Here is an 18,224-nt window from a genome sequence, read left to right as displayed (position 1 = left end):
AATCGCTCGAGCTCGCAAAAAGCGCAAGCCGGTCGCCGAGATGAACGTGGTGCCATACATCGACGTGATGTTGGTGCTGCTGGTCATCTTCATGGTGACCGCGCCGATGCTCAATCAGGGCGTGAAAGTTGATCTGCCCAAGGTTTCCAGCGAAGCCTTGCCGCAGGACAACAACACGCAGGTCCTGACTATTTCGATCAAGGCTGACAAGACCTACTACTGGAACCTTGGCAGCGAAGTCGACACCGAGAAGCAACAGGACAGGGCCATGACCCTGCCGCAAATGACCGACGCGGTGACCAAGATCATTCGTGCCGGCACCGAAGGCGGCAAGCGTACCCAGGTCTTCATCCGCGGTGACAAGACCGTCGACTATGGTTCTGTCATGGGCGCCATGGGCGGGTTGCAGAAAGCCGGGGTCGGTAATGTTGGTTTGATTACCGAGGCCCCCTGATGCAGCAACAGCGAGAGCCGTCCGCCTCGGAAAGCTACTTCTGGCCTAGTGTTCTGGCAATTGTCCTGCACGTGCTGGTGTTCGGCATGCTGTTCGTCAGTTTTGCCTTCACACCAGAGCTGCCGCCGGCCAAGCCGATTGTCCAGGCGACCCTGTACCAACTGAAATCGAAAAGTCAGGCAACCACCCAGACCAATCAGAAGATTGCGGGTGAGGCGAAGAAATCCGCCGCGCGCCAGACTGAAGTCGAGCAGATGGAACAGAAAAAGGTCGAGCAGGAAGAGATCAAGGCCGCTGCGGAACAAAAGAAAGAAGAAGCGGCTCAAAAAGCCGAGGAAGCCAAGAAGGCCGATGAGGCTAAAAAAGCGGATGAAGCTAAAAAGGCGGATGACGCCAAGAAAGCTGACGACGCGAAGAAAGCCGAAGCCAAGAAGGCCGAAGAGAAACAATTGGCTGATATAGCCAAGAAGAAGGCTGAAGAAGAGGCTAAGGAAGAAGCCAAGAAAGAAGCCGCTGAAGAAGCCAAGAAGAAGATCGTCGAAGACGCGAAGAAGAAAGCCGCCGAAGACGCCAAGAAGAAAGCTGAAGCTGAAGAGGCGAAGAAGAAAATCGCCGACGAAGCGAAGAAGAAAGCCGCTGCCGATGCTGCGAAGAAGAAAGCGCAGGATGCAGCACGTAAATCGACCGAAGACAAAAAGGCTCAGGCCTTGGCCGATTTGCTTTCCGATACGCCGCAGCGCCAGCAGGCCTTGGCCGATGAGCAGGGCGACGAAGTCGCGGGCAGTTTCGATGACCTGATTCGTGCGCGAGCTGCAGAAGGCTGGGCCCGTCCACCTTCGGCACGCAAAGGCATGACGGTGGTGTTGCAGATCGGCATGTTGCCGGACGGTACGGTGACTTCGGTCAGCGTGGCCAAATCCAGTGGCGATGGTCCGTTCGATGCTTCGGCAGTGGCAGCGGTCAAAAATATTGGACGTTTGACAGAAATGCAGGGAATGAAGCCGAGCGATTTCGCTCCGTATCGTTCATTCAAGATGACATTCACACCTGAGGATCTAGCCTTGTGAGAAACCTTCTTCGAGGAATGCTGGTCGTGATCTGCTGCATGGCAGGGATCGCGATGGCGGATGAAAAGAACATTCTGGTCACCAGCGGCAGCGATCGGGCAACCCCGATCGCCGTTGTACCGTTTGGTATGCAGGGCGGTGCCGTGCTGCCGGACGACATGGCTGAAATCATTGGTAACGATTTGCGCAACTCGGGCTACTACTCGCCGATTCCAAAGCAAAACATGATCAGCCAGCCAAGCCAGCCGAGCGAAATCATCTTCCGTGACTGGAAGGCGGTGGGTGCTCAATACATGATGGTCGGCAGCATTGCGCCAGCGGGCGGTCGCTTGCAGGTGCAGTGGGCGCTGTTCAACGTAGCCACCGAGCAAAAAGTGGCAGACGGCAGTGTTTCCGGTACCACCGAGCAATTGCGCGACATGGCGCACTTCATCTCCGATCAGTCGTTCCAGAAACTGACCGGTATTGAAGGTGCGTTCTCGACGCGTCTGCTGTACGTGACGGCTGAGCGCTTCTCCGAGAAGAACACCCGTTACACCCTGCAGCGTTCGGACTACGACGGTGCTCGCGCCGTGACGCTGTTGCAATCGCGTGAGCCGATTCTGTCGCCGCGCTTCGCACCGGATGGCAAACGCATCGCCTACGTGTCGTTCGAGCAGAAGCGTCCGCGCATCTTCATGCAGAACATCGACACCGGTCGCCGTGAGCAAATCACCAATTTCGAAGGCCTGAACGGCGCGCCAGCCTGGTCGCCGAATGGTGATCGCCTGGCGTTCGTACTGTCGAAAGACGGTAACCCGGACATCTATGTGATGAATCTGGCTTCGCGTCAGATCACCCGCGTGACCGCAGGTCCTGGCATCAACACCGAACCGTACTGGGGCAAGGATGGCTCGACCATCTACTTCACCTCGGACCGCGGCGGCAAGCCTCAGATCTACAAAACCAGCGCCAGTGGCGGTGGTGCCGAGCGTGTGACGTTTGTAGGTAACTACAACGCCAACCCGAAACTTTCGGCAGATGAAAAGACTTTGGTGATGATCCATCGTCAGGATGGCTTCACCAATTTCAAGGTGGCAGCTCAGGATCTGCAGCGAGGTAGTGTAAAGATCCTCACTGATAGCACTCTGGACGAGTCACCTACTGTTGCGCCCAACGGCACCATGGTAATCTACGCCACCCGCCAACAGGGCCGGGGAGTCTTGATGCTCGTGTCCATTAATGGACGCGTTAGGCTCCCGCTTCCTACCGCTCAAGGCGAAGTCAGAGAACCGTCCTGGTCCCCTTACCTGAAGTGAGCGGGCGCTACACGTTTTACTTAACACACTGGGGTTCATTAGGAGTTTCACGATGGAAATGCTGAAGTTTGGTAAATTTGCTGCGCTGGCTCTGGCCATGGCTGTAGCTGTAGGTTGCTCGTCCAAAGGCGGCGACAACGCCGGTGAAGGCGCTGTTGATCCAAACGCTGGTTACGGCGCAAACACTGGTGCCGTTGACGGTTCCCTGAGCGAAGAAGCTGCTCTGCGCGCAATCACCACCTTCTACTTCGAATACGACAGCTCGGACCTGAAGCCAGAAGCCATGCGCGCTCTGGACGTTCACGCCAAAGACCTGAAAGCAAACGGCGCTCGCGTTGTTCTGGAAGGCAACACCGACGAACGTGGTACTCGTGAGTACAACATGGCACTGGGCGAGCGTCGTGCGAAAGCCGTTCAGCGCTACCTGGTACTGCAAGGTGTTTCCCCAGCTCAGCTGGAACTGGTTTCCTACGGCGAAGAGCGTCCAGTTGCTACCGGCAACGACGAGCAGTCCTGGGCTCAAAACCGTCGCGTCGAACTGCGTAAGTAATTCGATATGCGAACGTGCCGTCGTGCTGTAACTGTTCTGGCTCTCAGCCTCGCGCCGCTTGCGGCGTGGGCTGCGGTTCCTGTGGTCGATGACAACTCCGGTTATAACAATAGCGGGAGCAGTTATCCGCCTGCAGGTTACGGTACGAACGGCGCCTATGCCGGGGGAGCGGCTTCGGCCCCTGCCTCGGCACAAGGCATGCTGTTCAACCAATTGCAACAGATGCAGGATCAGATATCGCGCCAGCAAGGTGTGATCGAAGAACTGCAGAATCAGGTTGCGCGCATGAAGCAGGAATCCCTGGAGCGATACCAGGATCTTGATCGGCGCATAGGATCCGGCGTTGCACCTGCCGCGACTCCTGAGAATTCTTCTGCCGGTGGCGATGCAAGTGCTGCTGCCGGTGCTGCTGCTGGCGCCGGGGCTGCTGCCCAGGCACCTGCTGCAAGCAGTGAACCGGGTGATCCGGCCAAGGAAAAGCTGTATTACGATGCCGCTTTCGACCTGATCAAAGCCAAGGATTTCGACAAGGCCAGCCAGGCTTTTGCCGCTTTCCTGCGCAAATACCCGAACAGCCAATACGCGGGTAACGCCCAGTACTGGTTGGGTGAAGTGAATCTGGCCAAAGGCGATCTGCAAGGCGCAGGTCAGGCTTTCGCCAAGGTTTCGCAGCTGTATCCCAAGCACGCCAAAGTGCCGGATTCGCTGTACAAGCTGGCTGATGTAGAGCGCCGCCTCGGTCATACCGACAAGGTCAAAGGCATTCTGCAGCAGGTGGTGGCCCAATATCCGGGTACCTCGGCTGCTCAGTTGGCCCAACGCGATCTGCAACGCATGTAAGCAGGCTTGACCCGTTTGGAAGAAACCCGCGCTTGTCGCGGGTTTTTTCGTTAGAATTCACGCCCTTTTTCTGAAACACGCTTCTTGCGGTCTACGCGTTGGCGGGATTGCCTGAAGTGCCTGACGGAGGCGGACAGCCTGTTTAGCTGTTACGCCCGTGGCGACTATGCAAGACACATTGAGAATCACCGAAGTTTTCTACTCTTTGCAGGGGGAAACGCGGACTGCCGGTCTGCCCACGGTTTTTGTGCGCCTGACCGGTTGCCCATTGCGTTGCCAATACTGCGACAGCGCCTATGCCTTCAGTGGCGGTACCGTGCGCACCCTCGACGACATCCTCGAGCAAGTGGCCGGATTTCGCCCGCGCTACGTCTGTGTCACCGGCGGTGAGCCGTTGGCACAGCCCAATGCCATTCCTTTGCTCAAACAATTGTGTGATGCCGGTTATGAGGTCTCGCTGGAAACCAGCGGCGCCCTCGACGTCTCGGCTGTCGATCCGCGCGTCAGTCGCGTTGTCGACCTGAAGACGCCGGATTCGAAAGAAGCCCATCGCAACCGTTACGAGAACATCGAACTGCTGACGCCCAACGATCAGGTGAAGTTTGTCATCTGCTCGCGCGACGACTATGACTGGGCCGTCTCCAAACTGATTCAGTACGGTCTTGATCGACGTGCCGGCGAAGTGCTGTTTTCCCCAAGTCACCATGATCTCAATGCTCGCGATCTGGCGGACTGGGTGGTGGCGGACAACCTGCCGGTGCGGTTGCAATTGCAGTTGCATAAATATTTGTGGAATGACGAGCCGGGGCGCTGAGATGACCGAACAACTGAACACCACCGAAAAACGTGCGGTCATTCTGCTGTCCGGTGGTCTGGACTCGGCCACTGTAGTGGCCATGGCCCGAGCCGAAGGCTACCGCTGCTACACCATGAGCTTTGACTATGGCCAGCGTTCCCATGCCGAATTGCACGCCGCCGCCCGCGTCGCCCGCGACTTGGGTGTGGTCGAGCACAAGGTGATTGGCCTGAACCTCAATGGCATGGGCGGCTCAGCCCTGACCGACGCCAGCATCGACATCCCTGAAGAGCTGGGCGAAGGCATTCCAGTGACGTACGTGCCAGCGCGCAACACGGTGTTCTTGTCGCTGGCGTTGGGTTGGGCGGAAGTGCTCGGCGCCCGCGATATCTTCATTGGTGTTAATGCGGTGGATTACTCGGGCTATCCGGATTGCCGTCCGGAGTTCATCGAGTCGTTCGAGCGCATGGCCAACCTGGCGACCAAGGCCGGTGTGGAAGGCAACGGTTTCCGTATTCAGGCGCCGTTGCAGAACCTGAGCAAGGCGCAGATCGTGCAGGCGGGCGTGAAGCTCGGCGTTGATTATGGCCTCACCGTTTCCTGCTATCAGGCCGACGATGATGGCCGTGCGTGCGGTAAATGCGACAGCTGCCGCCTGCGCGCAGAAGGCTTCGCGGCCGCTGGTGTAAGTGATCCAACACCTTATTTTTGATTATTTTCAAAAAGGTGTTGAATAGTCCTTAAAAATCAGTATTATACGCGCCACCACACAGCGGGTCGTTAGCTCAGTTGGTAGAGCAGTTGGCTTTTAACCAATTGGTCGTAGGTTCGAATCCCACACGACCCACCATATTTGGCGGTTTAGAAAATCCGGAAGGCCCACGAAAGTGAGGATTTCCGGGTTTTTTTTTGCCTGCAATTTCGCTATGCGTTATTTCAATACCCGCAGCGCTGACGCAGGTCAGAATCATCTTTTGTATCAACGGGATATTCTGTAGCCTTGCGCAGCTTCAATGCTGTCCGTGCCTGATAATACTCACTCTCCCGGCGGTACCCTCAAGCGGTCCGGAGCCGGGTGTATACTCGACTTTCGCGCGAACGCGCCTGCAGGTCTTGCGAACATGACGCAGATTTCCGAACGCCTTCTGGTTCAAGCCCACCTCGATGCCAAACAGCCCAAACCGCTGACCGCTGAGGAAGAGGCTTATTACCGTACCGCCATTGCCGCCGAGCTGAAGGCTCAGGACGCGGTGCTGGTGGCCCACTTTTATTGCGATCCGGTGATTCAGGCTCTGGCCGAAGAAACCGGTGGTTGTGTCTCTGACTCCTTGGAAATGGCCCGCTTCGGCAACGCTCATCCGGCCAAGACCGTAGTGGTCGCCGGCGTGAAGTTCATGGGCGAGACCGCGAAGATTCTCAACCCGGAAAAACGCGTGCTGATGCCAACTCTGGACGCGACCTGCTCGCTCGACCTGGGTTGCCCGGTCGACGAGTTCTCGGCGTTCTGTGATCAGCACCCGGAACGCACGGTGGTGGTGTACGCCAACACTTCCGCAGCTGTTAAGGCTCGAGCTGATTGGGTGGTGACTTCAAGTTGCGCACTGGAAATCGTCGAAAGCCTGATGGACAACGGCGAGACGATCATTTGGGGCCCTGACAAGCATCTGGGCACCTACATTCAGCGCAAGACCGGCGCCGACATGCTGCTCTGGGACGGTGCCTGCATCGTCCACGAGGAGTTCAAGTCCAAGCAACTCGAAGACATGAAGGCGCTGTACCCGGACGCCGCGATTCTGGTGCACCCGGAGTCGCCGACTTCGGTGATTGAGCTGGCAGACGCCGTGGGCTCGACCAGTCAGTTGATTGCCGCTGCACAGTCGTTGCCGAACAAGACGCTGATCGTCGCGACCGACCGTGGCATCTTCTACAAGATGCAGCAGTTGTGCCCGGACAAGGTCTTCATCGAAGCGCCAACCGCCGGTAACGGTGCCGCGTGCCGCAGTTGCGCGCATTGCCCGTGGATGGCCATGAACACCCTTGAGCGCACGCTGAAGAGCTTGAAGGAAGGCACGAACGAGATCTTTGTTGATCCGGCGTTGATTCCGCAGGCGATCCGGCCGTTGAAGCGCATGCTGGATTTCACCCAGGCCGCACGGATGAAGCTGGCCGGTAACGCCTGAGGTCTTTCAAGCAACAAATAAACCTGTAGGAGTGAGCCTGCTCGCGATAGCGGTGTGTCAGATAACAATTATGTTGACTGACGCACCGCTATCGCGAGCAGGCTCACTCCTACAGTAGTTTTTGGTGTCTGGAAGTTATTTGGTCTTCTTCGGGATTCGGACGAGGCGGGTATCCGAATAGATGTCATGCCAGGTGCGCTTCTGCTTGTCATACAGCGACCAGAAGAATCCCAGCCCTACGCACAGCCACGACGCAATCGACACCATAAACCGCAACAGCGCCTGCCACAGGCTGATCGCCGTGCCATTGGCGTTCTGCACGCGAATGCCCCACACCTGCATGCCCAATGTCTGCCCGCCATGGGTCCAGAACTTGGCGAAGAACGCAAACAGCACCAACAGCAGCACGGTGGAGTAGAGCGGATCACCGTCGAGCTTGCCGGCATCGGTCATTACCCGCAGACGCTCTTCACCGATAATCGCGGCCTGGATCATTTTGTAAACGAAGCCGGTGACGATCAGCAGTGCGGTGCACAGCAGAAAGTCATAGAACATCGCTGCCAGGCGACGACCTAGGCCAACGGGAGGAAAGTCCCCTTGGGGCGTGAGCAGGTTTTTCGACATGGCAGCCTCTGGATGCAAAATGAAGCGCCATTTTACGGATTCGCGCGTACAAAAAAGCCCCTGATATCAATATCAGGGGCTTTTTCGTAACAGAAAATCAGGCTTCTGCTTGTACTTCGTCAGCCTGCATGCCTTTCTGGCCCTGCACAGCAACGAAGGTCACTTTTTGGCCTTCTTTCAGGCTTTTGAAGCCGTTGCCCTGAATGGCGCGGAAATGCACGAACAGATCCGGACCGCTTTCTGGAGTGATAAAACCAAAACCTTTCTCGTCGTTAAACCACTTGACGGTACCGCTCTGACGTGTGGACATTTCTTATTTCCTTTGACGCAAAAATTGATGACAGTCTCTTTCTCATGAAAGAGTACTGGGGCTGGTTGCAGGAGAGTAAGAAGACGTCGAACGGGATGTAGCTAACTTGTAGGCTACTGCCCAGGTCACGATTCAAAGCTGACCCATGCAAACACAGTGGACAAACTCTACGCCAACTACGGGAGAAAAAACAAGCCCCGTGAAGAGCCCGGTTTTCCTACGCTTGCTGGCACTTAGTCGGTTCGCTAGTGCGGTCTTAGACGATTCGCTTGTTCAATTGTTTTCGAACGTTATAAGCAAAGTTCAAATGCGAATCGAATGTTAGAAAATGCACTTTTTTGTGGCGATTGCGTTACACATTAGTGCACGCATAACGCAATCGCGTTACTTATAGAAACAGTCAATCAACCGCGATAGTAGCGTTGTGGAACAAATGGCATTTTGCTTACAAGCATTTGCACCTTTTTCCCACGAACGATGGCCCAGACCGGTGTGTCGAGGGTTACATAAGCACTGTCGAGGTAACCCATCGCCAGCGGCCCGCCCAAGGTCGGACCGAAACCGCCACTGCACACGCTGCCGATGATTTCGCCGGTTTCGTTGACGATTTCCGCGCCTTCACGCACAGGCGTACGTTCTTGCGGCAGCAGGCCGACGCGTTTGCGCGCGACGCCGTTCTGTTGTTGCGCGAAAACAGTCTCTGCCCCCGGGAAACCGCCAGCCCGTGCGCCATCAGCGCGGCGCGGCTTGGAAATCGCCCACAACAGGCTCGCTTCGATCGGCGTGGTCTCGGTGTTCATGTCGTGGCCGTACAGGCACAGGCCGGCTTCCAGACGCAGCGAATCGCGGGCACCGAGGCCGATGGCTTGGACTTCCGGTTCGGCGAGCAGGGCGCGGGCGAGTTTCTCGGCATCGGCAGCCGGAACGGAGATTTCGAAACCGTCTTCACCGGTGTAACCCGAACGGCTGACGAAGCAATCCACGCCGAGCAACGACACGCGGTTGAATTGCATGAAGGTCATCTTTGCTACTTCCGGCGCAAGACGCGCCAGCACTGTAACGGCCGTCGGGCCTTGCAACGCGAGCAGCGCGCGCTCTTCGAACAGCGCCGTAATGGTGCACTGATCGCCAATGTGTTGTTGCAGGTGAGCCAGGTCCTGATCCTTGCACGCGGCGTTGACCACCAGAAACAGTTCATCGTTGCCGAGGTTGGCGACCATCAGGTCATCGAGAATGCCGCCGTTGTCGTTGGTAAACATCGCGTAACGCTGCATGCCCACCGGCAGATCGATGATGTCCACCGGCACCAGGGTTTCCAAGGCTTTGCCAGCGTTGGCGCCGGTCAGGCGAATCTGGCCCATGTGCGAGACGTCGAACAGCCCGGCCTGCTCACGGGTGTGTTGGTGTTCTTTCATCACGCCAAGCGGGTACTGCACCGGCATGTCGTAGCCGGCGAACGGCACCATGCGGGCGCCGAGTTCGAGGTGCAGAGCGTGCAGCGGGGTTTTCGACAGTTGTTCGGTGGACATGCGTGGCTCCTTGAAAATGTGGTTCGAGGGTCGGGGCTAGATCAAGATCAAAGGCCCCTCACCCCAGCCCTCTCCCGGAGGGAGAGGGAGCTAGTTACGTTTCTCTCCCGGGGGGAGAGGGGGCTAAGTACGATCGTCTCCCTGAGGGAGGCCGAGTTGAATAAGGCTCAGCATTCGATAATGTTGACCGCCAGACCGCCGCGGGCGGTCTCTTTGTATTTGCTTTTCATGTCGGCGCCGGTCTGGCGCATGGTGCGGATGACTTTGTCGAGGGAGACGAAATGCTGGCCGTCGCCTCTCATGGCCATGCGTACCGCGTTGATGGCTTTCACCGAACCCATGGCATTGCGCTCGATGCACGGCACCTGCACCAGTCCGCCAATCGGGTCGCAGGTCAGACCGAGGTTGTGTTCCATGCCGATTTCCGCGGCGTTCTCGACTTGCTGCACGCTGCCGCCGAGCACTTCGCACAATGCCCCGGCCGCCATCGAACAGGCCACGCCGACTTCACCCTGGCAACCGACTTCGGCGCCGGAGATCGAGGCGTTTTCCTTGTAGAGAATGCCGATGGCCGCCGCCGTCAGCAGAAACCGTACGACGCCGTCGTCATTCGCGCCGGGGATAAAACGCATGTAGTAATGCAATACCGCCGGAATAATCCCCGCCGCACCGTTGGTCGGTGCGGTAACCACACGCCCGCCGTTAGCGTTTTCTTCGTTGACTGCCAAGGCGTAGAGGTTGACCCAGTCGAGCACCGACAACGGATCGCGCAACGCTGATTCCGGGTTTTTGCACAGTTGCCGATGCAGCGCTGCCGCACGACGTTTGACCTTCAAGCCGCCCGGCAAAATACCTTCGTTACGGCAACCTGCAGCCACGCAGTCCTGCATCACCTGCCAGATGTTCAGCAGTCCAGCGCGGGTTTCCGCTTCCGGGCGCCAAGCGCTTTCGTTGGTCAGCATCACCTGGCTGATCGACAGACCGTAGGTGGCGCAATGACCGAGCAAGTCTTTGGCACTTTTGAACGGGAAGGTCAGCGGTGTGGCGTCTTCGACGATGCGGTCGGCACCGGCGGCATCCTCGTCGACGACGAAACCACCACCCACCGAGTAGTACTCGCGGCTGCGAATCTGCAGGCCCGCCGCATCGAAGGCGCGGAAGATCATGCCGTTGGGGTGATAGGCCAACGGCTTGCGGATCATTGCCAGGTGTTCTTTCTCGTTGAACGCAATGCTGTGCTCACCGAGCAGATTCAGTCGGCCGTTGCCGCGAATCTCTTGCAGGCGTGCGGCGACGGTTTCGGTATCGACGGTGTCGGGGTGTTCGCCTTCGAGGCCGAGCAACACGGCTTTGTCGCTGCCGTGACCTTTGCCGGTGGCGCCGAGGGAACCGTAGAGCTCGATGCGAACGCTGGCGGTGGTGGTCAGCAGATTTTCACGTCGCAGGCCTTCGGCGAAACGCGCAGCAGCACGCATCGGGCCGACGGTGTGGGAACTGGAGGGGCCGATGCCAATCTTGAACAGGTCGAACACGCTTAACGACATGAGTGGTTCTCCGGTTTCTTGTTATAGGAATTGGCGGAAATATCAGGCTTGATGCGTTCCTTGTGGGAGCTGGCTTGCCAGCGATGGCGGTGGGTCAGGCAACAAAGATGTAGGCTGATCCACCCTCATCGCTGGCAAGCCAGCTCCCACAGGGATTTGTGGTGTTCTGGAGAAAGAGGCAGGTATTCCTGCCCCTCATTCCATTAAGCGTAGCTTTCGATCGACGGGCAGGCGCACACCAGGTTGCGATCGCCGAAGACGTTGTCGACGCGACCGACCGGTGGCCAGTATTTGCCTTCGATCAACGACGCTACCGGGTAAACGGCCTGCTCGCGGCTGTACGGGTGAGTCCACTCGCCAACCAGTTCTGCCGCGGTGTGCGGAGCGTTCTTCAGCGGGTTGTCGTCCTTGTCCAGCGTGCCGTTTTCCACCGCGCGGATTTCTTCGCGGATGCGAATCATCGCGTCGCAGAAGCGGTCCAGTTCTTCCTTGGATTCGCTTTCGGTCGGCTCGATCATCAGCGTGCCCGCTACCGGGAACGACATGGTCGGCGCGTGGAAACCGAAGTCGATCAGGCGCTTGGCGACGTCATCAACGCTGATGCCGCTGCTGTCTTTCAACGGACGCAGATCGAGAATGCACTCGTGCGCCACCAGACCGTTGCTGCCGGTGTACAGGACTGGGTAGTGCTCTTCGAGGCGACGGGAAATGTAGTTGGCATTGAGGATTGCCAGTTGCGAAGCGCGTTTCAGACCGGCGCCGCCCATCATGCGAATGTACATCCAGGTGATCGGCAAAATACTTGCGCTGCCGAACGGTGCCGCGCAGACCGCGCCTTCCTTGCGTTCCATCTGGCCGTGGCCGGGCAGGAACGGCGTCAGGTGCGACTTGACGCCAATCGGGCCGACGCCCGGGCCGCCACCGCCGTGCGGGATGCAGAAGGTTTTGTGCAGGTTCAGGTGCGAGACGTCGCCGCCGAACTTGCCCGGTGCGCAGAGGCCGACCATTGCGTTCATGTTGGCGCCGTCGATGTATACCTGACCGCCGTTGTCATGAATGATCCCGCAGATTTCGCGGATGCCTTCTTCGAACACGCCGTGGGTCGACGGGTAAGTGATCATCAGCGCGGCGAGGTGTTCGCGGTGCTCGATGGCTTTGGCACGCAGGTCTTCGATGTCGACGTTGCCGCGCGCATCGCAGGCGGTCACGACCACGCGCATGCCCGCCATGTTGGCGGTGGCCGGGTTGGTGCCGTGGGCGGACGAGGGGATCAGGCAGATGTCGCGGCGTTCATCGCCACGGCTCTGGTGATAGGCGCGGATCGCCAAGAGGCCTGCGTATTCACCTTGCGAACCGGCGTTCGGTTGCAGCGAGATCGCGTCGTAACCGGTAGCGGCGCAGAGCATCGCTTCCAGTTCATCGGTCAGTTGCTGGTAACCGGCACTTTGCGCGGCCGGGGCGAACGGGTGCAGGGCACCGAATTCAGCCCAGGTCACCGGGATCATTTCGCTGGCGGCGTTGAGTTTCATGGTGCACGAACCCAGCGGGATCATGGTGCGATCCAGTGCCAGGTCTTTGTCCGCCAGTTTGCGCAGGTAGCGCATCAGCTCGGTTTCCGAGTGATAACGGTTGAACACCGGGTGGCTGAGGATTGGCGACTGACGTACCAGCGAGGCTGGAATAGTGCTCTGCACGGTCGCAGCAAGTGCAGCGAAGTCCGGCAGGGTTTTGCCGTCGGCGAACAGGCTCCACAGGGTTTCGATGTCAGCCTGAGTGGTGGTTTCGTCGACCGACAGACCCAGACGCTGAGCGTCGATCACGCGCAGGTTGATCTGTGCAGCGTGCGCCTTGTCGTGCAGCGCTGCGGTGTGTGCGCCGGTGGCCACGGTCAGGGTGTCGAAGAAACTGGCTTGTTCGACATTAGCGCCCAGCGCGGTCAGGCCCTTGGCCAGAATCGCGGTCAGGTGATGCACGCGGTTGGCGATCTGCGTCAGGCCTTTCGGGCCGTGGTAGACAGCGTACATGCTGGCGATGTTGGCCAGCAGCACCTGCGCGGTGCAGATGTTCGAGGTGGCCTTCTCGCGGCGGATGTGTTGCTCGCGGGTCTGCATCGCCAGACGCAGCGCAGGCTTGCCGAAGCGGTCAACCGAGACACCGACCAGACGGCCCGGCATATCGCGTTTGAACGCATCTTTGGTGGAGAAGTAAGCCGCGTGCGGGCCACCGAAGCCCAGCGGCACGCCGAAGCGTTGCGCGGAACCGATGGCGACGTCAGCGCCGAACTCGCCCGGGGCGGTCAGCAAGGTCAGGGCCAGCAGGTCGGCGGCGACGGCGACCAAGGCGTTGGCGGCGTGGAAGCGTTCGGTCAGTTCGCGATAGTCGAACACATCACCGTTGCTCGCCGGGTATTGCAGCAGTGCGCCGAAGAACGGCGTCACGTCAGTCAGTTCACGCTCATCGCCGACCACAACATCAATGCCCAGCGGCTCGGCACGGGTGCGCAGCACGTCGAGGGTTTGCGGGTGGCAGTGGATCGAGGCGAAGAATTGGTGGCTGCCCTTGTTCTTGCTCAGGCGTTTGCAGAAGGTCATGGCTTCGGCAGCGGCGGTGGCTTCGTCGAGCAGCGAGGCGTTGGCAATCGGCAGGCCGGTGAGGTCGCTGATCATGGTCTGGAAGTTCAGCAGCGCTTCGAGACGGCCTTGGGAAATTTCTGGCTGGTACGGCGTGTAAGCGGTGTACCAGGCCGGGTTTTCCAGCAGGTTGCGCAGGATCGGCGACGGCGTGTGGCAGTTGTAGTAGCCCTGGCCGATGTAGGTTTTGAACAGCTGGTTTTTGCCAGCGATCGATTTGATCATCGCCAGGGCATCGGCTTCGCTCAAACCGTCGTCCATGCCGAGCACGCTGGTGCCCTTGATGCTTTCCGGGATGACGCTGGCGCTCAGCGCTTCGAGCGAATCGAAGCCGAGGCTGTTGAGCATGGCTTGCTCGTCACCGGCGCGCGGGCCGATATGACGGGCGATGAATTCGTTGGCGGTGCCAAGGTTTACTTGAGTCATGTCGGTGTTCCTCAGGCTTCGGCTTGGGCTTTGATCAGACGGTCGTACGCGTCCTGATCGAGCAGTTTGCCGACAGCGGCGGCGTCGCTTGGCTGGAAGCGGAAGAACCAGCCTTCGCCCAGCGGATCTTCGTTGACCAGTTCCGGGGCATCTTCCAGCGCCGGGTTGACTTCCAGTACCTCGCCGTTGAGGGGCATGTACACGCCGCTGGCGGCTTTTACCGATTCCACGGTGGCGGCTTCGGCGCCTTTTTCGTAAGCCTGCAGCTCAGGCAGTTGCACGAACACCACGTCGCCCAGGGCGTTCTGCGCGAAAGCGGTGATGCCGACAGTAACGCTGCCGTCAGCTTCGGTGCGCAGCCATTCGTGATCTTCAGTAAAACGCAACTCGCTCATGGAAACTCCTCAGGGGGCCAGACTCGTCTGGTGGACGCGGTGGAATAGTCGGGCGCGAAGGCCCTTATTTATGAGGGGTTGATTAGCAAGAATGCGGCCAACGTTTATTTATTTATATAAATCAATAAGTTATCTGTTTTGGTGAGATAGCTTGAGCTGGGGTGTGTAGCGAAATCGCTACAGCCTGGAGCGAGGATAAAAGCTGAACGGGATCAAAGCCTTGCACAGCGGTGATCGGAGGAGGGTGTAGCGATATCGTTCCGCTGTAGCGCTTTCAGTACAGTTGGAGGTCGTTTTTAAACTGGGAACCCTGATTTTTTGAATTGCAAACCCGGACTGTAGGAGCTGCCGAAGGCTGCGATCTTGATCCGGGCAATACACATCCAAAGTCAAAAGATCGCAGCCTCCGGCAGCTCCTACAAGGGAATTTGTGGTGATCTCAGGGTTTGTTGGGAATGCCGTATTTGCGCAGGCGATGGGCGATGGCCGTGTGCGAAGTTTGCAGGCGGCTGGCCAGTTGCCGGGTCGAGGGGTAGCTGACGTAGAGTTTTTCCAGCAGCGTTTTTTCGAACGACTCGACCGCTTGTTCGAGGCTGTCGACATCGCTGTCGGTTTGCCGCGCCACCGAGGTACCGGCAATGTCGAGGTCGCCAATATCCACCAGGCTACTCTCGCAAATCGCCGCCGCGCGGAAGATCACGTTCTGCAATTGCCGCACGTTGCCCGGCCAGCGGTTGCCGAGTAGTGCCGGGTAAGTCCCCGGGGCGAGGCGGCAGACCGGGCGCTGAATCTGCGCACAAGCCTGCTGCATGAAATAGCGGGCCAATAGCAAAATGTCCTGGCCGCGCTCGCGCAGCGGCGGCACTTCAACGTTGAGCACGTTGAGGCGGTAGAACAGGTCTTCGCGGAACAAGCCTTCGCTGACCATTTTCTCCAGATCGCGGTGGGTCGCGCTGAGGATGCGCACGTTGACCTTCACTTCGCGATCACCGCCCACGCGGCGGAAGCTGCCGTCGTTCAAAAAGCGCAGCAGTTTGGCCTGCAAGTACGGCGACATTTCGCCGATTTCATCGAGAAACACCGTGCCCTGGTTAGCCAGTTCCATCAGCCCCGGTTTACCGCCGCGCGCCGCGCCGGTAAAGGCTCCCGGGGCGTAGCCGAACAGTTCGCTTTCGGCGAGGTTCTCCGGCAGCGCTGCGCAGTTCAGGGCGAGAAACGGTGCGCTGTGGCGAGCGCTGATCGCGTGGCAGGCACGGGCGACCAGTTCTTTGCCGGTGCCGGTTTCGCCTTGAATCAACAGCGGTGCGTCGAGGGCGGCGACTCTTTGAGCGCGGGCCTTGAGGGTGCGGATTGCCGGGGATTCTCCGAGCAATGCATCGAAACCTTCGGCATGGTCGTGGTGCAAGGCCGAGAGTTGTTCGCCGATGCGGTTCGGTTGATACAAGGTCAGCAGGGCGCCAGCGTCGGTGATCGGCGTGGCATCGAGCAACAAGGTCTGACCGTTGACGGTGATTTCGCGCAGCGGCAAACGGAAGCCGTGTTCGAGCAAGGTGTCGAGCAGCGCGGGATCATTGAACAGTTCTGCAACACTCTCACCGGCCGGTTCGCGACCGTACAACGCGATCAACGCCGGGTTGGCCAGCAGCACCTTGCCGGCGCTGTCGAGCGCCAGCACCGGATCGGTCATTGCCGCCAGCAACGCGTCGAGCTGCAAGTGCCGACGCTGGCCAGGGAGGATGTCGACCACGGTTACCGCCTCGACGCCGAGCACGCGAAACAAAGCATCTTTCAGCTCTTCGAGCACTTGCGGGCTCAACGTTGGCGCGTCGATGTAGACGTTCGGCGGGATCATCTCCACCGCATCCAGATTGAGATTGCGCCCACCGAGGATAGCCAGGACTTCCTGGGTGATGCCGACGCGGTCGATGAAACTGACGTGGATACGCATGGGGCGGTTCAGTGATCTGCAGAGCGGAGGGTGGCAAGTATGCCTTGGGCTTGGAGAGAGGTGAAAGCAAAAGCACCCTCACCCCAGCCCTCTCCCAGGGGGAGAGGGGGCCGACCGAGGTGTCTGAGGTTTGACATCGACCTGAAAGAACCAGTCGATTATGGATTCGGTAAAGCAAGTTCAGGTCGGCGTAACTCTGAAGCATTCCCCAATCAGTCCCCTCTCCCTTTGGGAGAGGGCTAGGGTGAGGGGCTTTTGCGGGTTACTCGAAATGCTCAAGATTGACCGGATCCCCGGATTTCATATCAAGTTGCTTGCGGATGTCTTCAAACATCATGTCGTAATGCTTGTGCACCGAACCGATCTGACTGTGAGTCTTGGGAATGCCGTACTTCTCGGCGATTTTCGTCACGTTGTTGGCAAAGTTGTAGGCCTCCTCTTTGGGCAGGAAGAAGGTCTCTTTCATGTCCTTGCCCTGAAGGTTGCCATGCATCGTGAACTGGATGCCTTTGCCTTTTTGCGGATCGGTGAACACTTCATAGTCGAGGTGCACGTTGTAACTGACGTCATCCGGCGTCAACGCATGCCGCTCAATGTGCAGATGACCGGGTTCAAACTGGGCCATGGGTTTCTCCTTTCAAGGCATGGGAGAAGGGCAGACCCTCGGTCTGCCCCCGGAGTTTCTGATTATCGGTAAGTGATGCCCGGCTTCGCCGTGGTCACGCGAGTACCGGCAGTGCCCTGAACGATGGCTTCGATATCCGCCAGCGAACCGATCACCGCGACCTTGCCAGTATGGCGCGCGAATTCGCAGGCTGCCTGCACCTTGGGCCCCATCGAGCCGGCGGCGAAACCGAGGCGTTCGAGTTCATCCGGGTGCGCTTCGGCAATGGCTTTCTGCGTCGGCTTGCCGTAATCGATGAACGCCGCGTTGACGTCGGTGGCGATCACCAGCAGGTCGGCTTCCAGTTGCTCGGCGAGCAGCGACGAGCACAGGTCCTTGTCGATTACCGCCTCAATACCCTTGAGATTACGGTTCTCGTCATACATGGTTGGAATCCCGCCGCCACCGGCGCAAATCACGATGCTGCCCTTGTCCAGCAGCCACTTGATCGGGCGGATTTCGAAGATGCGTTTTGGCCGCGGACTGGCGACCACGCGGCGGAATTTGTCGCCATCCGGAGCAATCGCCCAGCCTTTTTCAGCAGCGAGTTTTTCCGCTTCGGCCTTGTCGTAGACCGGGCCGATCGGTTTGGTCGGGTTCTGGAAGGCCGGATCCTTGGCGTCGACTTCAACCTGGGTCAGCAGGGTGGCAAACGGCACTTCGAAATCGAGCAGGTTGCCCAGTTCCTGTTCGATGATGTAGCCGATCATGCCTTCGGTTTCGGCACCGAGCACGTCCAGCGGGTAAGGGCTGACGGAGGTGTAGGCCGCCGCTTGCAACGACAGCAGGCCGACTTGCGGGCCATTGCCGTGGGCGATGACCAGTTGGTTGCCGGGATGGATCTTGGCGATTTGCTCGGTGGCGATGCGGATGTTGGCGCGCTGATTGTCAGCGGTCATCGGTTCACCACGGCGGAGCAGGGCGTTACCGCCCAGCGCTACGACGATACGCATAATGCAATCCTTTCAG

17 protein-coding genes and 1 tRNA gene are annotated in these 18,224 nt (G+C 58.7%); 9 read left to right on the top strand and 9 right to left on the bottom strand.

The genetic code is table 11. From position 1 onward, the window contains the following. Position 1: 1 nt before the first annotated feature. From tolR to nadA, 9 genes are all read left to right on the top strand, one after another. Positions 2-454 (top strand): protein TolR, encoded by a 453-nt coding sequence (gene tolR / locus CKW38_RS06790; RefSeq protein ID WP_161806672.1) that lies wholly within the window; start codon positions 2-4, stop codon positions 452-454. Continuing rightward, positions 454-1,521, top strand: coding sequence for a cell envelope integrity protein TolA (tolA, locus tag CKW38_RS06785; protein ID WP_007912728.1), 1,068 nt, complete (start codon positions 454-456; stop codon positions 1,519-1,521). Before tolR ends, tolA begins: the two co-directional genes overlap by 1 nt. 17 nt (positions 1,522-1,538) lie before the next feature. Then, the gene (tolB, locus tag CKW38_RS06780) at positions 1,539-2,819 is read left to right on the top strand and encodes a Tol-Pal system beta propeller repeat protein TolB (RefSeq protein WP_016983828.1); all 1,281 of its coding nucleotides are present in this window, start codon (positions 1,539-1,541) and stop codon (positions 2,817-2,819) included. A gap of 52 nt (positions 2,820-2,871) precedes the next feature. After that, complete coding sequence (pal, locus tag CKW38_RS06775) at positions 2,872-3,369, top strand: peptidoglycan-associated lipoprotein Pal (RefSeq protein WP_003178634.1); 498 nt, start codon at positions 2,872-2,874, stop codon at positions 3,367-3,369. A gap of 6 nt (positions 3,370-3,375) precedes the next feature. Next, the gene (gene ybgF / locus CKW38_RS06770; protein ID WP_007912724.1) at positions 3,376-4,209 is read left to right on the top strand and encodes a tol-pal system protein YbgF; all 834 of its coding nucleotides are present in this window, start codon (positions 3,376-3,378) and stop codon (positions 4,207-4,209) included. A 166-nt stretch (positions 4,210-4,375) separates the two neighbouring features. Next, positions 4,376-5,023, top strand: a complete 648-nt coding sequence (gene queE / locus CKW38_RS06765) for a 7-carboxy-7-deazaguanine synthase QueE (RefSeq protein WP_007912722.1) — start codon at positions 4,376-4,378, stop codon at positions 5,021-5,023. 1 nt (position 5,024) lies between these two features. Continuing rightward, on the top strand, positions 5,025-5,717 hold the full coding sequence (gene queC / locus CKW38_RS06760; RefSeq protein WP_007912720.1) for a 7-cyano-7-deazaguanine synthase QueC: 693 nt from the start codon (positions 5,025-5,027) through the stop codon (positions 5,715-5,717). Between the two features lie 62 nt (positions 5,718-5,779). Next, positions 5,780-5,855, top strand: a tRNA-Lys gene (locus tag CKW38_RS06755). A 271-nt stretch (positions 5,856-6,126) separates the two neighbouring features. Then, positions 6,127-7,185, top strand: coding sequence for a quinolinate synthase NadA (nadA, locus tag CKW38_RS06750; protein WP_095112279.1), 1,059 nt, complete (start codon positions 6,127-6,129; stop codon positions 7,183-7,185). 135 nt (positions 7,186-7,320) lie between these two features. On the opposite strand, the gene CKW38_RS06745 is transcribed toward nadA, so the two are convergent. From CKW38_RS06745 to arcC, 9 genes are all read right to left on the bottom strand, one after another. After that, positions 7,321-7,809 carry an RDD family protein gene (locus CKW38_RS06745; RefSeq protein WP_007950167.1) on the bottom strand — a complete coding sequence of 163 codons (489 nt, stop codon included), beginning with the start codon at positions 7,807-7,809 and terminating at the stop codon, positions 7,321-7,323. A gap of 97 nt (positions 7,810-7,906) precedes the next feature. Continuing rightward, entirely contained in the window at positions 7,907-8,119 is a 213-nt protein-coding gene (locus tag CKW38_RS06740) for a cold-shock protein (RefSeq protein WP_003227496.1), read from the bottom strand. A gap of 404 nt (positions 8,120-8,523) precedes the next feature. Then, a complete protein-coding gene (gene gcvT, locus CKW38_RS06735; RefSeq protein WP_095112278.1) occupies positions 8,524-9,648 on the bottom strand; it encodes a glycine cleavage system aminomethyltransferase GcvT in 1,125 nt (374 codons plus the stop codon). 167 nt (positions 9,649-9,815) lie between these two features. Then, on the bottom strand, positions 9,816-11,192 hold the full coding sequence (locus CKW38_RS06730) for an L-serine ammonia-lyase (RefSeq protein WP_095112277.1): 1,377 nt from the start codon (positions 11,190-11,192) through the stop codon (positions 9,816-9,818). 203 nt (positions 11,193-11,395) lie between these two features. Beyond that, entirely contained in the window at positions 11,396-14,248 is a 2,853-nt protein-coding gene (gene gcvP / locus CKW38_RS06725; protein ID WP_095112276.1) for an aminomethyl-transferring glycine dehydrogenase, read from the bottom strand. A gap of 11 nt (positions 14,249-14,259) precedes the next feature. Then, the gene (gene gcvH / locus CKW38_RS06720) at positions 14,260-14,643 is read right to left on the bottom strand and encodes a glycine cleavage system protein GcvH (protein ID WP_095112275.1); all 384 of its coding nucleotides are present in this window, start codon (positions 14,641-14,643) and stop codon (positions 14,260-14,262) included. 439 nt (positions 14,644-15,082) lie between these two features. Continuing rightward, complete coding sequence (locus CKW38_RS06715; RefSeq protein WP_095112274.1) at positions 15,083-16,591, bottom strand: sigma-54-dependent transcriptional regulator; 1,509 nt, start codon at positions 16,589-16,591, stop codon at positions 15,083-15,085. Between the two features lie 262 nt (positions 16,592-16,853). Then, positions 16,854-17,216 carry a DUF5064 family protein gene (locus CKW38_RS06710; RefSeq protein ID WP_007908047.1) on the bottom strand — a complete coding sequence of 121 codons (363 nt, stop codon included), beginning with the start codon at positions 17,214-17,216 and terminating at the stop codon, positions 16,854-16,856. A gap of 62 nt (positions 17,217-17,278) precedes the next feature. Next, complete coding sequence (arcC, locus tag CKW38_RS06705; RefSeq protein ID WP_007908046.1) at positions 17,279-18,208, bottom strand: carbamate kinase; 930 nt, start codon at positions 18,206-18,208, stop codon at positions 17,279-17,281. Positions 18,209-18,224: the final 16 nt, after the last annotated feature.

Source organism: Pseudomonas sp. Irchel 3H7 (assembly GCF_900187605.1).
In the GTDB taxonomy this organism is placed as follows: domain Bacteria; phylum Pseudomonadota; class Gammaproteobacteria; order Pseudomonadales; family Pseudomonadaceae; genus Aquipseudomonas.
The sequence above is the reverse complement of the archived record's forward strand: the minus strand, read 5'-3'. Positions and strand labels throughout refer to the sequence as shown.